Source organism: Pseudomonas sp. HLS-6 TE3448 (genome assembly GCF_053629555.1).
This window is the reverse complement of sequence record NZ_JBRJIO010000001.1, coordinates 2,054,118-2,068,339: the sequence shown is the minus strand read 5'-3', so window position 1 is coordinate 2,068,339 and position 14,222 is coordinate 2,054,118. Positions and strand designations below refer to the sequence as shown.

Here is a 14,222-nt window from a genome sequence, read left to right as displayed (position 1 = left end):
CCTCCCGAGCAGGAAACTCATGGCTCTGTTATGCACCTAACACGCGTACCTGACAAGCGCTGGACTATAGTTGACTGCGAACCCCGGAGGGCTTGGCCATGAGCGACCATCACGAACGTCGGCTTTTCAAACGTGTTCCCTTCGATGCCCGCACCGAGCTGGTGCAAGGTGATCGACGATGGCCCGTCAAACTGCTGGATCTGTCGCTCAAGGGGTTGTTGATCGAATGCCCCGAGGGCTGGCAGGGCGACCCTATCGAGGGTTTCGATGCCTCGATACACCTCAACGACCACGACGAAGTGAAGATGCACGTGGAGTTGCGTCACGAGGAGGGCAACCAGATGGGTTTCGTTTGCCAGTTCATTGATCTGGACTCCATTTCGCACCTGCGGCGACTGATCGAACTGAACCTGGCCAACCCGGAAGAACTTGAGCGCGAACTGCGGCAACTGATCGAAGCGTAGGAACGTTTAGCCAACTACCCAATCCCCACCAGAGCCTTTAGCGATCGCTAAAAGGCTCCGTTGGCGCGCCTGCCAAACGCCCTGCATACCATTAATGAGAAAATATGGCACACCGATTGCGTGCAACAGATCTGCTCGGGCTATCTAAAAATTGTATACAATTCTTCTGGTAATGATCGCCACTTGTTGTCTACAGTAGGCCCACAACAATAAAACAGAGACCCTGCTCCTCATGAATACGTCCTCCGCTAGCACGTCTTCAGCGCAACGTCCCGAAGACGAAAACCTAGGCCTCGGCGCCAACCTGGCTTACGGCCTGCAACACGTATTGACCATGTACGGCGGTATCGTTGCGGTTCCCTTGATTCTCGGCCAGGCCGCGGGACTGGGGCCGGCAGATATCGGTTTGTTGATTGCGGCCTCATTGTTCGCAGGTGGGCTTGCAACACTGCTACAAACCCTCGGCTTACCGTTCTTTGGCTGCCAGTTGCCATTGGTACAGGGCGTTTCATTCGCAGGCGTGGCAACCATGGGCGCCATTCTCAGCAGTGAAGGCGGTGGAGGTCTGCCTGGCGTGTTGGGTGCGGTCATGGCCGCATCGCTGATAGGCTTCCTGATCACGCCCGTCTTCTCACGCATTACCAAGTTCTTCCCGCCGTTGGTCACCGGTATTGTCATTACCACCATCGGCCTGACACTGATGCCCGTGGCGGCGCGCTGGGTCATGGGGGGCAACAGCAAATCGCCAGAGTTTGGCAGCATGGCCAACATCGGCCTGGCGGCCCTGACCTTCGCCATCGTGCTGGTACTCAGCAAACTCGGTAGCGCAGCGATCTCTCGCCTGTCGATCCTGCTGGCCATGGTCATCGGCACACTGATTGCCTGGTCATTGGGCATGGCGGATTTCTCCAAGGTGCTGGACGGCCCGCTGGTGGCCTTTCCTGAACCGTTCCATTTCGGTATGCCGACCTTTCACATCGCCGCCATTCTGTCGATGTGCATCGTGATCATGGTGACCTTGGTAGAAACCTCCGCGGATATTCTCGCGGTTGGCGAAATCATCGACACCAAGGTTGACTCCAAGCGCTTGGGCAATGGCCTGCGCGCCGACATGGCGTCGAGCATCCTTGCCCCCATCTTCGGCTCCTTCACCCAGAGCGCCTTCGCCCAGAACGTTGGCCTGGTGGCTGTGACGGGCGTCAAGAGCCGCTACGTAGTGGCAACCGGCGGGGTGATTCTGGTGGTGCTGGGGCTTCTGCCAATCATGGGGCGCATCATTGCCGCCGTACCAACCTCAGTACTGGGCGGTGCCGGTATCGTATTGTTCGGCACGGTTGCTGCCAGCGGTATTCGCACGCTGTCGAAAGTGGACTACCGCAACAACATGAACCTGATCATCGTCGCCGCCTCGCTGGGCTTCGGCATGATCCCGATCGCTGCACCGACCTTCTACGACCACTTCCCAAGCTGGTTTGAAACCATCTTCCACTCCGGCATCAGCTCGGCGGCGATCATGGCGATTCTTCTGAACCTGACGTTCAACCACTTCACGACTGGCAACTCGGATCAACAGTCGGTGTTTGCTGCCGCTTACGAGCGCACGATCAATTACTCGGACATTTCCGCCCTGCGCGACGGTGATTACTTCGAGGACGGCAAGTTGTTCGATGCCGACGGCAAGGAGATTCCGGTCATCAGCGAACACGACCACGGCCATGGCGCACCGTCAGAACGACGAACCGCTGCGGCTGAACACTGATCTACTGATCGACTGATCGACTGAGCCGCGCAAGGGCCGACGAGGAATCGCCGGTCCTTCTCATTTGCAGGCCTGACGCGTTACTCAAACAACGCATCCAGCGCCTGCTCAAGGCGCGTGACCGCAATGACCTGCAAGCCTGCAGGGGCTTCCTTTGGCGCATTACCCTTGGGAACAATGGCGCGCTTGAAGCCATGCTTGGCGGCTTCCTTGAGGCGCTCCTGCCCACTGGGAACCGGGCGGACTTCGCCCGACAGGCCAATCTCACCGAACACCAGCAGGTCCTGGGACAAGGGGCGATTGCGCAGGCTCGACATCACCGCCGCCAACAGTGCGAGGTCGGAGGCGGTTTCCAGCACTTTCACACCACCGACTACGTTGAGGAACACGTCCTGGTCATGGGTCGGGATGCCACCATGGCGGTGCAGCACCGCCAGGAGCATTGCCAGCCGGTTCTGATCCAGACCAAGCGTCACTCGCCGAGGATTCGCCAGGTGGCTGTCGTCAACCAGCGCCTGAACTTCCACCAGCATCGGCCGAGTTCCCTCCCAGGTGGCCATGACTACGCTGCCGGGAACCTCCTCCTGGGCACGGGTGAGGAAGATGGCCGAAGGATTGGAGACTTCCTTGAGGCCACGGTCGGTCATGCCGAACACGCCCAGTTCATTGACGGCACCAAAACGGTTCTTCACGGCCCGCAGCAAACGCAGGCGTCCATCGGACTCACCTTCAAAATACAGCACGGTATCGACCATATGCTCCAGCACGCGCGGCCCGGCCAAGGCGCCTTCCTTGGTCACGTGGCCGACCAGGAAAATGGCCGTACCGCTCTGTTTGGCATAACGCACCAACAAGGCCGCACTTTCGCGCACCTGCGAGACACCGCCAGGGGCCGACTGCAATTGCTCGGTGAAGATGGTCTGGATCGAGTCGATAACCATCACCTTGGGCTTTTCCGCCCGGGCGGTAGCGATGATGTTCTCAATGCAGGTTTCGGTCATGACCCGCAACTGGTCCTGCGGTAAACCCAGGCGGCGCGCACGCATGGCCACTTGTTGCTGCGACTCCTCGCCCGTGACATAAAGTGCCGGAAGTCGGGTCGCAATGTTGCAGAGGGTTTGAAGCAGGATGGTCGACTTGCCAATACCCGGGTCGCCGCCGATCAACACCACCGAACCATCCACCAGCCCGCCACCCAGCACACGGTCAAGCTCGACACTGGCCGTGGTGAAACGCGGAATTTCTTCGACACTGACTTCTGCCAGGGTCTTGATCTGCGCCTGCTGCCCCGCCCAGCCACTGCGGCCACTGGGCGCTGCGGCTGCGCCACTTTCCAACACGGTTTCGACCAGGGTATTCCAGGCGCCGCATTCACCGCATTGCCCGGCCCACTTCGGAAAGGTCGCACCACACTCGGTGCAGCCGTACATGCGCTTGGCTTTGGCCATGGGGCGGTCTCCTGGAAAAACCGCCATGATAGCCGAGCAGGCAAGCCCATGGGGCCAACCCTGGAAGACAAAACTTTTCGGTATAACCACAGTCTGTAGCCGCAGCGATAAGCATGACTCGCATAGCTGATTTACACTGCTTTCACCAATCTCATCTGTTACAGGGAATAAACCATGGGCGTGCTCAGTGAATTCAAAGCCTTTGCGGTCAAAGGCAACGTGGTCGACATGGCGGTCGGTATCATTATCGGCGCGGCCTTCGGCAAAATCGTCTCATCTTTTGTCGGCGATGTAGTGATGCCACCCATTGGGCTGTTGATTGGTGGGGTGGACTTCAGCGACCTGGCAGTCACCCTGAAAGCCGCCGAAGGTGATGTGCCCGCAGTGGTCATGGCCTACGGGAAGTTCATCCAGACCGTCATCGACTTCATCATCGTCGCCTTCGCCATTTTCATGGGGATAAAGGCGATCAACCGGCTCAAGCGCGAAGAAGCCGTAGCACCCAGCGCGCCCCCCGTCCCCACCAAGGAAGAAGAGCTGCTGACTGAGATTCGTGACCTGCTCAAGAGCCAAAGCAACAAGCCGTAAGCGACACAACGCTGGCGCCCGCGTGCGCCAGCGCCTGATGCCTGCTACCAGTAGTTTTCCACTGCAACCTGGCCGGGCCGACGGCTCAGGCTCAATTGCATGTCGCGCTGTTTGAGTAGCGCTCGGGTGTCATCGATCATCTGTGGGTTACCACAGATCATCACCCGTGAATGTTCGGGCGTCAGTGCTGCACCGGCAACACGCTCCAGTTCGCCATTCTCGATCAATCGAGTGATGCGCCCGTTGAGTGCACCCGGGTGTTGCTCACGGGTAACGATGGGAATGAACTGCAACGCACCCGCGTACTCGGCCAAGTAATCGCGCTGTTCAAGGCCCGCAATCAGCGGCTGATAAGCCAGCTCCCGAGCCTCACGCACCGAATACACCAACTTGATGCGTTCAAACCGCTCCCATACTTCAAAATCCTGCAGGATTGATAGAAAGGGAGCGATACCCGTGCCGGTTGCCAACAACCACAGATCACGTCCACCCACGAAGCGGTCCAGGGTCAGAAACCCGAAGGCCTGGCGATCAATCAGCAGGCTGTCGCCCTGACGCAAACGGCTGAGTTCGCTTGTGAACTCTCCTCCCGGCACCACGATGGAAAAGAAATCGAGGTACTCATCGTGCGGGGCGCTGACCATTGAGTACGCACGCCAGACCACACTGCCATCAGCCCGTGTCACGCCCAGGCGCGCGAACTGCCCGGCACGGAAACGAAACCCCTGGTCACGCGTAATCCGCAAACTGAACAGACTCGGGGTCAGCGGCTGAACATCCAACAGCGTTTGACGCGTGAACTTCTCCTCGCTTGCAGTCATGACCTGCTCCAATCGTCGATTAAGACCAGTGTCTCGCAAAATGCGCCGCATAAACACGGACGATTAGTAAGCGATACCTGCACCTGCTATCGCAAAATAACCCAAGCAAATACTAGGACTTTTCCTACAATCAAAAACACACGGAGTTTGGATCCATCAAAAGGAGGTGACTTGCCATGCCCTATTGGAACCAGAAGCAGATGCAACAGCTGCTCAATGAACACAACGAACAGCAGCTGTTTGAAATTGCACTGTCCCTGGCAAAGCAACTCGGCATGGACTTCCTGGGGTTCACGATCCGCAGGCACGTTGCGACCCAATCCCCTCAGTACATACTCCTGAACAACTTTCCAAGTGAATGGAACACGCGCTACCAACAGGGCGATTACATAAAGATTGACCCCATAGCAACCCATTGTCAGCAATCACTTGCCGCCATTCTCTGGGATGACAACGCTTTTGCCGAGGTTCCCGAATACTGGGAGGAAGCACAGTCCTTTGGCCTGCGTTTCGGCTGGAGCCTGGCCATACACGACGCTCGCGGCAATCAGAGCATGCTCAGCGTGCTTCGGGCGAACGGCCCTACAACGACTGCCGAGTTCTTTGACAAGGTCTGCCATACCTTATGGCTATGTAACCTGATACACACCCTGATCGTAGAGCGCATTCACCCACCCAAACGCCTGACATATGAATTGACTGCTCGGGAAATCGAAGTGCTCAAGTGGTCCGCCGAGGGCAAAACCGCGGCCGACATCGCCTGTATTCTGGCCTTGTCTGAAAGCACCGTTAATTTCCATATCCGTAGCGTCATGGCCAAGATGAATACCAACAACAAGACCAGCGCGGTTGTCCGGGCCGCCATGAATGGCCTTTTATGACGCGCCAAGCGCCAGTCAGTGCGGTGTAAACCCTGTAGAATCGTCGTCAACTTGCCGTCGCTCGCCGCGACGGCCGCCGATGCCCCAGAGCCTTATGCCATGCCCTTGCTGATCAACCCCTTTGCCGAACTTGACCTGATCCGCCAACCCGAACAAGCCAACGACCCCCTACAAGCGTTTGATGCCGCCGACGAGTACCTGCTTGAGCACCTGGCCGAACAGGCGCTGCCGAGCAGTGCTCGGGTGCTGGTACTGAATGACAGTTTCGGTGCCTTGGCCATCAGTTTGAGCCGTCATGTGCAGGTGGTCAGCAGTGGCGACTCATACCTGGCAAGGCTCGGTCTGGAAAAGAACCTGCCGCGTAACGGTCAGCCCTTTGACAGTGTCACCTTCGTTCCGGCCAGTGCCGCGTGGCAAGGCCCGTTCGAACGCGTGCTGGTGCGCGTTCCCAAAACCCTGGCGTTGCTTGAAGAGCAGTTGATTCGCCTGCAGGGGCATCTGGCTCCAGGCGCTCAGGTCATCGCTGGCGCGATGATCAAGCACTTGCCACGTGCCGCTGGCGATCTGCTGGAAAAGTACATCGGCCCGGTGCAGGCCTCCCTGGCGCGCAAGAAGGCACGCTTGCTGATTGCCACGGCAGAAAGCAAAGCCCCCTTCACCTCGCCCTACCCGACCCGCTATCGTCTGGACGAACCGGCGTTGAACCTGCTCAACCATGCCAACGTGTTCTGCCGCGAAGGCCTGGACATCGGCACACGGGCCTTCCTTCCCTACCTGCCCAAGAACCTCGGGCAAGCGCGGGTCGCCGACCTTGGCTGCGGCAACGGTGTGCTGGCGATCGTCAGTGCGCTGGCCAACCCTCAGGCACAGTACACACTGGTCGACGAGTCCTATATGGCGGTTCAGTCGGCCCGTGAAAACTGGCACGCGGCGCTGGGTGAGCGTGACGTGGAAGTGCGCGCCGACGATGGCCTGGCCAGCCAGCCCGAGCGCTCACTGGACGTGGTGCTGTGCAACCCGCCGTTCCATCAGCAGCAGGTGGTCGGCGACTTTCTGGCATGGCGCATGTTCCAGCAGGCCCGCGAAGCACTGGTCCCCGGCGGTGCACTTTACATCGTCGGTAACCGCCACCTGGGTTACCACAGCAAACTGGCGCGGCTGTTCCGTGGCGTCGAACAAGTCGGGGCCAACCCCAAGTTCGTGGTGTTGAAAGCGCGCAAGTGAACAGGCAAAAAAAACCCTTCGTAGCGAACCGCTACGAAGGGTGAGAGGCCGCCGCAAGGCGGTAATGGGAGTTTGCCTAATGGGTGCTAAGGCCGGCAGCGCTCATGAACAGGCGCATCAGCCAAGCGAATATCCCCAAGGTCACGACGCTGCCCGTCCAGATCACCGCCAACCAACCCAAGCGTTGCCAGAGCGGTTTTTTTTCGGCGTTAACGGTTTCTTTAACAGCCATTTCACACCCTCCATTCAAACCCTAGTGGTAGCCGTCTTCGTGGGTCACCTTGCCGCGGAACACGTAGTAGCTCCAGAAGGTGTAACCCAGAATGAACGGGATGATGAACAAGGTGCCGACCAGCATGAAGCCCTGGCTTTGTGGTGGCGCAGCAGCATCCCAAATAGAGATCGATGGCGGGATGATGTTCGGCCACAGGCTGATACCCAGCCCGCTGTAGCCCAGGAAGATCAACACCAGGGTCAGCAGGAACGGGGTGTAGTGGGCATTACGCGCCACTGCCTTGAGCAGACCATAGAGGGTGACCAGCACCAGGATCGGTACCGGCAGGAACCAGAACAGATTCGGCAGGCTGAACCAGCGCGTGGCGATGTCCGGGTGCGCAAGCGGCGTCCACAGGCTGACGATGCCGGTCACCGCCAGAAGCACCAACGCCAACGGCCGCGCCAGATCGTGCATCTGCTTCTGCAACTTGCCTTCGGTTTTCATGATCAGCCAGGTACAGCCCAGCAAGGTGTAGGCGACTACCAAGCCCACGCCACAGAACAGGCTGAACGGGCTCAACCAGTCCAGGCTACCACCGGCGTAGGAACGGTCGACCACCTTGAAGCCTTCAATGAAGGCACCCAACGCGACCCCCTGGAAGAAGGTGGCCGCAAGCGAGCCACCAATGAACGCCTTGTCCCAGATGTGACGCTTGTCGGCCTTGGCCTTGAAACGGAACTCGAAGGCCACGCCACGGAAGATCAGCCCGACCAGCATCAGCATCAACGGCAGGTACAGCGCTGACAGCACCACGGCATAGGCCAGCGGGAAGGCGCCGAACAATGCCGCGCCGCCCAACACCAGCCAGGTTTCGTTACCGTCCCAGACGGGCGCAACAGTGTTCATCATCACGTCGCGGTCACGGTCGTCCTTGATGAAGGGGAAGAGCATGCCAATCCCCAGATCGAAACCATCCATGATCACGTACATCATGATCCCGAAGATGATGATCACGGCCCAGATCAGCGGTAGATCGATACCCATGATTCAGTTCCCCTTGTTCAGGCTGAGGTTTTCGCCGTCGTGGTTATCGTCACCCGCAGCAGACAGCGGCCGTGCCGGTGTGCGTTGCTGGCCAGGACCGCCAGTGCTGACTTCCTTGCCTTCGTCAGTTTTCGGCCCCTTGCGCACCAGGCGCATCATGTAGCCCAAACCTGCGCCGAACAGCGCGAAATACACCACCACGAACATCACCAGCGTCACGCCCAACTGGGTGTAACTATGATTCGACGCACCGTCGGCGGTACGCATCAGGCCATAGACCACCCACGGCTGACGACCGACTTCAGTGGTGAACCACCCGGCGAGTACTGCGATCAAACCGGACGGGCCCATCCACAGGGTAACGTAGAGGAATGGCCGCGAACTGTAGAGGCTGCCACGCAGGCGCAACCAGACACTCCATAGGCCGACCGCAATCATCAGCATGCCGAGGCCGACCATGATCCGGAACGACCAGAAGACCACAGTCGAGTTCGGCCGGTCTTCAGGGGCGAACTCCTTCATCGCCGGCACTTGTTTATCCAGGCTGTGGGTCAGGATCAGGCTGCCCAGTGCCGGGATCTCCAGTTTGAAATGGGTGGTCTCGGCTTTCATGTCGGGGATGCCGAACAGAATCAACGGGGTCGGCTCGTCCCCGACGTTTTCCCAGTGCCCTTCAATGGCAGCGATTTTCACCGGCTGGTGCTTGAGGGTGTTCAACCCATGGAAATCGCCGATAACCGCTTGAACCGGCGCGACGATCAAGGCCATCCACATGGCCATCGATAGCATCTTGCGGATCGCCGGGTTGTCGCGCCCACGCAGTAGATGCCAGGCCGCCGAAGCACCGACAAAGAATGCCGTCGAGACAAACGCCGCGGTCGCCATGTGCGCCAGACGATAAGGGAAGGACGGGTTGAAGATGACGGCCAGCCAGTCCACCGGAATCACTCGACCATCAATGATCTCGTAACCCTGTGGGGTCTGCATCCAGCTGTTCGAGGCAAGGATCCAGAAGGTCGAGACCAAGGTGCCAAGCGCGACCATGAGGGTGGAGAAAAAGTGCAGACCGCGGCCTACACGGTTCCAGCCGAAGAGCATGACGCCAAGGAAACCGGCCTCAAGGAAGAAGGCGGTCAGTACCTCGTAGGTCAGCAAAGGCCCAGTGACGGCCCCGGCGAAATCGGAGAAACGGCTCCAGTTGGTGCCGAACTGGTACGCCATGACCAGACCGGATACCACGCCCATACCGAAGTTCACGGCGAAGATCTTCGACCAGAAGTGATACAGGTCGCGGTAAACGCTGTTGTTAGTCTTGAGCCACAGGCCTTCGAGCACCGCCAGGTAGCTCGCCAGGCCAATGGTGATGGCCGGGAACAGGATATGGAACGAGACGGTAAACGCGAACTGGATTCGGGCGAGATCGAGTGCCTCCAAACCGAACATAGTGCTTCCTCTGTCAGGTAATCTGGCGCGCGGCGAATGCCTTTGCGCCAACTGCCCCCACGGCTATTGAGTGCCACACATTGGAGTTGTTCTGGAAACAGCAATCGTAGGGATTTACGGCCACGGGGCCGATTCGTTGCATCTGCAACTATTGACGCAGATCAACGTATGAAAAACAGAATAGTCCCGAACGCCTGCGCAGGTTATGTGGTCGATTGCCGCGTGACCGGTTGCCTCACCCCCTTTACGAGGTAGCTGTTTGGTGCGCTGACCGCCCACTCTCGGGCTTTCTGGTTCGCTCGGGTATTCACTGCCAGCGGCTTTCAAATGCTCACCGTGGCCATCGGTTGGCACCTCTATCCATTGACCGGCAGCGTGCTTGACCTTGACCTGGCGGTGTTGGCCGTACTGGGTGCCGCCGGGGCGGTGTTGGAACGCTGCTGGTGACCGGGCTGTGGATAAAACTGTTCCCAAGCCTGGCCACCCGCGATCACTTGCACACGGTCAAACCCTTATAGACAACGCCACGCCCTCCTGCGGGTGCCATGCCGGCGCCCAAGATGGGCGTATCTGCATTACTCCTCGTCGATCATGCTGGTATGATGCGCGGCTTTTTCCCGACCCAAGGAAAATACACAGCCTCCCGGTATGGTCTGTGCTTTGCTAGTTGGGTCGATCATTCACGGCGCCAGCGCGCGCCACGGGAGCAGGCATGCTGGAAAGGCTGTTTCAACTAAAAGCACACAACACCAACGTGCGCACCGAAATCCTGGCGGGCGTCACTACGTTCCTGGCGATGGCCTACATTCTGTTCGTCAACCCCAGCATCCTCGGCGAAACCGGCATGGACAAAGGCGCGGTCTTCGTCGCCACCTGCCTGGCTGCCGCCATCGGCTCGACCGTCATGGGCGTGATCGCCAACTACCCGATCGCGCTGGCACCAGGGATGGGCCTGAACGCCTTCTTTACCTACACCGTCGTCCTGAACATGGGCCACACCTGGCAAGTCGCGCTGGGGGCAGTGTTCATTTCCGCCGTGTTGTTCTTTCTGCTGTCGATTTTTCGTATCCGCGAATGGATCGTCAACAGCATCCCGCTGCCGCTGCGCTCGGCGATTGCAGCCGGTATCGGTCTGTTCCTGGCACTGATCGCCCTGCACAACGCTGGCATCGTCGTCGCCCACAAGGCAACCGTGGTCGGCCTGGGCGACCTGAAGCAACCCGCACCGATACTCGCCACCCTGGGTTTCTTCCTGATCGTCGCACTGGAAGCACTGAAGGTGCGTGGTGCCGTGCTGATCGGCATTCTCGCCGTCACCCTGGCCTCCATCACGCTGGGCTTCAGCGAATTCGGCGGGATAATGTCGATGCCACCGTCACTGGCGCCAACCTTCCTGCAACTGGATATCAAGGGTGCCCTGGACATTGGTCTGATCAGCGTGATCTTTGCCTTCCTGTTCGTCGACCTGTTCGACAATTCGGGCACCCTGATTGGCGTTGCCAAACGTGCTGGCCTGATGGGCAAGGACGGCCACATGCCGAAGATGGGGCGCGCCCTGATCGCCGACAGTACTGCAGCCATGGCCGGTTCGCTGCTGGGTACCTCGACCACCACCAGCTACATTGAGTCGGCCGCTGGTGTCAGCGCCGGTGGACGTACCGGGCTGACAGCAGTCGTGGTCGCCGTGCTGTTCCTGCTGGCGCTGTTCTTTGCACCGTTGGCCGGCAGCGTGCCCGCCTATGCTACGGCGCCGGCGCTGCTGTTCGTCGCCGTACTGATGGCCTCGGGCCTGGCCGAAATAAACTGGGACGACATCACTGAAGCCGCACCCGTGGTCATTACGGCCCTGGCGATGCCGCTGACCTACTCGATTGCCAACGGCATCGCCTTTGGTTTCATTTCCTGGACGGTGATCAAGCTGATCTCTGGCCGTGGCCGCGAGGTCAATTCGGCGCTGGTGATTCTGTCAATTCTGTTCGTCATCAAACTGGGCTGGTTCAACGCATGAGTGCTGTCCTCGATCCTGCAACTTACAGCCAACAATTGGACGCCAAGGTCGCTCGCCTGCGCGAGTTGCTGGCGCCTTTCGCAGCACCGGAACCGGCCGTATTCGACTCACCGCGCGAGCACTATCGCCTGCGTGCCGAGTTCCGCCTGTGGCGTGAAAACGAGCAGCGCTTCTATGCAATGTTCGCCCCTGGCGAAAAGCACACGCCGATCCTGATCGAAGACTTCCCGATCGCCAGCCTGCGTATCAACGAACTGATGCCCAAGCTCAAAGCCGCCTGGCAAGCCAGCTCGGCCTTGAGCTTCAAACTGTTCCAGGTGGAGTTCCTCACCACCCTGGCCGGTGACGCGATGATTACCCTGTGCTATCACCGTCCATTGGACGAGCACTGGGAGGCTGCAGCGCGGCAGTTGGCCAGCGACCTGAATGCAAGCATCATCGGTCGCTCCAAGGGCAAGCGTGTGGTGATCGGTCGCGACTATGCGGTTGAAGAGCTGCAGGTGGCTGGACGCAGTTTCCGCTACCGTCAGCCCGAAGGCGCGTTCACCCAACCCAACGGCACGGTCAACCAGAAGATGCTGAACTGGGCCTATGACGCGCTGGGTGAGCGCGAGGACGACTTGCTGGAGCTGTACTGCGGCAATGGTAACTTCACCTTGCCGCTCGCTACCCGGGTTCGCAAGGTACTGGCCACCGAGATCAGCAAGACGTCAGTCAATGCCGCCCTGCACAACCTCGATGACAACGCTGTGGATAACGTACGCCTGGTGCGCCTGTCCGCCGAAGAACTGACTGAAGCGCTCAATGATGTGCGCCCCTTCCGTCGCCTGGAAGGGATCGACCTGAAGAGCTACCAGTTTGGCAGCGTCTTCGTCGATCCACCGCGTGCGGGCATGGACCCGGATACCTGTGAGCTGACACGACGTTTCGACAACATCCTGTACATCTCCTGCAACCCGGAGACCCTCGCGGCCAACATCGCCCAGTTGCACGACACACACCGTATCGAGCGCTGTGCATTGTTCGACCAGTTCCCCTACACCCACCACATGGAAAGCGGGGTGTTGTTGGTACGACGTTGATCGACAGCCATCCTGATGGCAAGAGGGTCAGGGGGTGTACCGCAACAAGGGCACCCATTGATCCTCGTCAGCCAGCCCGCCATGGTGGCCCAACCACTGGCTGGCGTGCTTCTCCACCTGACTGCGAATGATCCCCCCATGCCCACGGGGTATCACGATCAGGTCGCCAATACGGGCTTCGGCCCCGCTCAGCACCACGTCACCGAACAGACTCTGCTTGATTGCCTGGGCCTTGCTCAGCACCGTATAGGCGTCGCCGAGGCGCTCTTGCCAGCGTGCCAGCACCCGGTCCAGCTGATGCTCCGCCACGTAGACATGACGCGCCCGTATATCCCCAGCCACGGCATGTACGCCTTGCTGCAGGGCTGCATCCTCATCGAAATCGACCACCTGTGCGTCGTCCAGCCGGACCATGCCATGGTCCGCGATGACCTTCAGATCGGCACCTGCGGGCAGGTACAGGGCAATCGACTGGGCCAATTGGTCAGCAATCTCCAGCTGTTTGAGCCACGGCTCGGAGCCCGGCCCATGCACGTGCCCAGCAAAATCCAGGTCACCGAAGTAAGCGAAACACAAGGCCGGACGCTCTACCTCAAGGGCCTTGCGCACCAATGCCGGATAAGCTTCGTAAGCCGCTGCCGGAAGAATCTCGCCAGCACGGTAGATCGCTCTGGAAAAGTCCGATGTGGCGTAGCGACCAAGCATCAGTGTACTGATGGCGATCCCCTGCTCTGCCGCCTTTGACCAGGCCATGCGCGGAACGATGAAATCGTCGGGCGCAGGTACAGGGCTGCACGCGCCCTCCCCCTGCAGCGCCGAACTGCTCCAGGTCAGCGGAGAAAGCGCCGTCTGCGCGTCAAGGGCAAAACTGCAACCCACGATTCCGTGGGCGCCACTGGCCAGGCCCGAAGTGATAGAGGCCAGGCTGGTCGCGGTAGTCGCAGGAAAGCCGACGCGAAAACACCCGTCAGGGCGCATCAATGCAGCGAGAAATGGTGCTCGGTGCGCATGCTCGTGCAGCAAGTGCCACCCCAGACCGTCGATCAACAACAGGCAGGTTGCCGAAGCCGCCTCCAACCTGAAGGTGTTGTTGAACGCCCTCCCCCCCAATGACGCCAGAATCGACTGGGTGAGGTGAGCAAGCCCCGGCCAGGTCGCCTCCAGTGACGGCCTCTCTTCCCTCTGCACCGCCATATTTCCCTCCGTGGTCAGGTTGTTAAACAACAGGTTTAGCACACCCTGT

General features: G+C 59.4%; 13 protein-coding genes and 1 pseudogene. 8 read left to right on the top strand and 6 right to left on the bottom strand.

The features are described from left to right. The first annotated feature begins 98 nt into the window (after positions 1 to 98). Positions 99 to 464, top strand: coding sequence for a PilZ domain-containing protein (locus AB7M23_RS09520; RefSeq protein WP_454240684.1), 366 nt, complete (start codon positions 99 to 101; stop codon positions 462 to 464). 232 nt (positions 465 to 696) lie between these two features. Further along, on the top strand, positions 697 to 2,223 hold the full coding sequence (locus AB7M23_RS09515; RefSeq protein ID WP_099773489.1) for a nucleobase:cation symporter-2 family protein: 1,527 nt from the start codon (positions 697 to 699) through the stop codon (positions 2,221 to 2,223). An 80-nt stretch (positions 2,224 to 2,303) separates the two neighbouring features. Here AB7M23_RS09515 and radA read toward each other — a convergent pair whose 3' ends face one another. Next, on the bottom strand, positions 2,304 to 3,671 hold the full coding sequence (radA, locus tag AB7M23_RS09510; RefSeq protein ID WP_065759279.1) for a DNA repair protein RadA: 1,368 nt from the start codon (positions 3,669 to 3,671) through the stop codon (positions 2,304 to 2,306). A 174-nt stretch (positions 3,672 to 3,845) separates the two neighbouring features. Here radA and mscL point away from each other — a divergent pair, with 174 nt between their 5' ends. After that, positions 3,846 to 4,259 (top strand): large-conductance mechanosensitive channel protein MscL, encoded by a 414-nt coding sequence (mscL, locus tag AB7M23_RS09505; RefSeq protein ID WP_330521911.1) that lies wholly within the window; start codon positions 3,846 to 3,848, stop codon positions 4,257 to 4,259. Positions 4,260 to 4,303: 44 nt separating this feature from the next. On the opposite strand, the gene AB7M23_RS09500 is transcribed toward mscL, so the two are convergent. Further along, complete coding sequence (locus AB7M23_RS09500) at positions 4,304 to 5,080, bottom strand: ferredoxin--NADP reductase (RefSeq protein ID WP_065759281.1); 777 nt, start codon at positions 5,078 to 5,080, stop codon at positions 4,304 to 4,306. A 200-nt stretch (positions 5,081 to 5,280) separates the two neighbouring features. Between AB7M23_RS09500 and AB7M23_RS09495 the strand changes: the two genes are divergently transcribed. Both AB7M23_RS09495 and AB7M23_RS09490 read left to right on the top strand, forming a co-directional pair. Then, the gene (locus AB7M23_RS09495; RefSeq protein WP_454240683.1) at positions 5,281 to 5,961 is read left to right on the top strand and encodes a LuxR family transcriptional regulator; all 681 of its coding nucleotides are present in this window, start codon (positions 5,281 to 5,283) and stop codon (positions 5,959 to 5,961) included. A gap of 99 nt (positions 5,962 to 6,060) precedes the next feature. After that, positions 6,061 to 7,185: a methyltransferase gene (locus tag AB7M23_RS09490; protein ID WP_454240682.1), complete on the top strand. Its 1,125-nt coding sequence runs from the start codon at positions 6,061 to 6,063 to the stop codon at positions 7,183 to 7,185. 76 nt (positions 7,186 to 7,261) lie between these two features. Here AB7M23_RS09490 and AB7M23_RS09485 read toward each other — a convergent pair whose 3' ends face one another. The 3 genes from AB7M23_RS09485 to AB7M23_RS09475 are packed head-to-tail and all read right to left on the bottom strand — an operon-like array spanning position 7,262 to position 9,889. Beyond that, complete coding sequence (locus AB7M23_RS09485) at positions 7,262 to 7,417, bottom strand: DUF2474 domain-containing protein (RefSeq protein WP_330521907.1); 156 nt, start codon at positions 7,415 to 7,417, stop codon at positions 7,262 to 7,264. 21 nt (positions 7,418 to 7,438) lie between these two features. After that, positions 7,439 to 8,446 (bottom strand): cytochrome d ubiquinol oxidase subunit II, encoded by a 1,008-nt coding sequence (cydB, locus tag AB7M23_RS09480; protein WP_065759285.1) that lies wholly within the window; start codon positions 8,444 to 8,446, stop codon positions 7,439 to 7,441. 3 nt (positions 8,447 to 8,449) lie between these two features. After that, entirely contained in the window at positions 8,450 to 9,889 is a 1,440-nt protein-coding gene (locus AB7M23_RS09475; RefSeq protein WP_454240681.1) for a cytochrome ubiquinol oxidase subunit I, read from the bottom strand. Positions 9,890 to 10,144: 255 nt separating this feature from the next. Here AB7M23_RS09475 and AB7M23_RS09470 point away from each other — a divergent pair. The 3 genes and pseudogenes from AB7M23_RS09470 to trmA form a co-directional block, all read left to right on the top strand. After that, positions 10,145 to 10,291, top strand: a pseudogene (locus AB7M23_RS09470) (hypothetical protein); the annotation flags it as partial. 310 nt (positions 10,292 to 10,601) lie between these two features. Continuing rightward, positions 10,602 to 11,897, top strand: a complete 1,296-nt coding sequence (locus tag AB7M23_RS09465) for an NCS2 family permease (protein WP_330521904.1) — start codon at positions 10,602 to 10,604, stop codon at positions 11,895 to 11,897. After that, positions 11,894 to 12,979 carry a tRNA (uridine(54)-C5)-methyltransferase TrmA gene (gene trmA, locus AB7M23_RS09460; RefSeq protein ID WP_454240680.1) on the top strand — a complete coding sequence of 362 codons (1,086 nt, stop codon included), beginning with the start codon at positions 11,894 to 11,896 and terminating at the stop codon, positions 12,977 to 12,979. The genes AB7M23_RS09465 and trmA overlap by 4 nt, the downstream gene beginning before the upstream one ends. Before the next feature lie 27 nt (positions 12,980 to 13,006). Here trmA and AB7M23_RS09455 read toward each other — a convergent pair whose 3' ends face one another. Next, entirely contained in the window at positions 13,007 to 14,173 is a 1,167-nt protein-coding gene (locus AB7M23_RS09455) for an alkaline phosphatase family protein (protein WP_454240679.1), read from the bottom strand. Between the last annotated feature and the right edge of the window lie 49 nt (positions 14,174 to 14,222).

Bases quoted from the DNA above. Each gene is read 5' to 3' on its own strand.
- AB7M23_RS09520 (WP_454240684.1), top strand. From the start codon at position 99: ATGAGCGACCATCACGAACGTCGGCTTTTCAAACGTGTTCCCTTCGAT.
- AB7M23_RS09515 (WP_099773489.1), top strand. From the start codon at position 697: ATGAATACGTCCTCCGCTAGCACGTCTTCAGCGCAACGTCCCGAAGAC.
- radA (WP_065759279.1), bottom strand. From the start codon at position 3,671: ATGGCCAAAGCCAAGCGCATGTACGGCTGCACCGAGTGTGGTGCGACC.
- mscL (WP_330521911.1), top strand. From the start codon at position 3,846: ATGGGCGTGCTCAGTGAATTCAAAGCCTTTGCGGTCAAAGGCAACGTG.
- AB7M23_RS09500 (WP_065759281.1), bottom strand. From the start codon at position 5,080: ATGACTGCAAGCGAGGAGAAGTTCACGCGTCAAACGCTGTTGGATGTT.
- AB7M23_RS09495 (WP_454240683.1), top strand. From the start codon at position 5,281: ATGCAACAGCTGCTCAATGAACACAACGAACAGCAGCTGTTTGAAATT.
- AB7M23_RS09490 (WP_454240682.1), top strand. From the start codon at position 6,061: ATGCCCTTGCTGATCAACCCCTTTGCCGAACTTGACCTGATCCGCCAA.
- AB7M23_RS09485 (WP_330521907.1), bottom strand. From the start codon at position 7,417: ATGGCTGTTAAAGAAACCGTTAACGCCGAAAAAAAACCGCTCTGGCAA.
- cydB (WP_065759285.1), bottom strand. From the start codon at position 8,446: ATGGGTATCGATCTACCGCTGATCTGGGCCGTGATCATCATCTTCGGG.
- AB7M23_RS09475 (WP_454240681.1), bottom strand. From the start codon at position 9,889: ATGTTCGGTTTGGAGGCACTCGATCTCGCCCGAATCCAGTTCGCGTTT.
- AB7M23_RS09465 (WP_330521904.1), top strand. From the start codon at position 10,602: ATGCTGGAAAGGCTGTTTCAACTAAAAGCACACAACACCAACGTGCGC.
- trmA (WP_454240680.1), top strand. From the start codon at position 11,894: ATGAGTGCTGTCCTCGATCCTGCAACTTACAGCCAACAATTGGACGCC.
- AB7M23_RS09455 (WP_454240679.1), bottom strand. From the start codon at position 14,173: ATGGCGGTGCAGAGGGAAGAGAGGCCGTCACTGGAGGCGACCTGGCCG.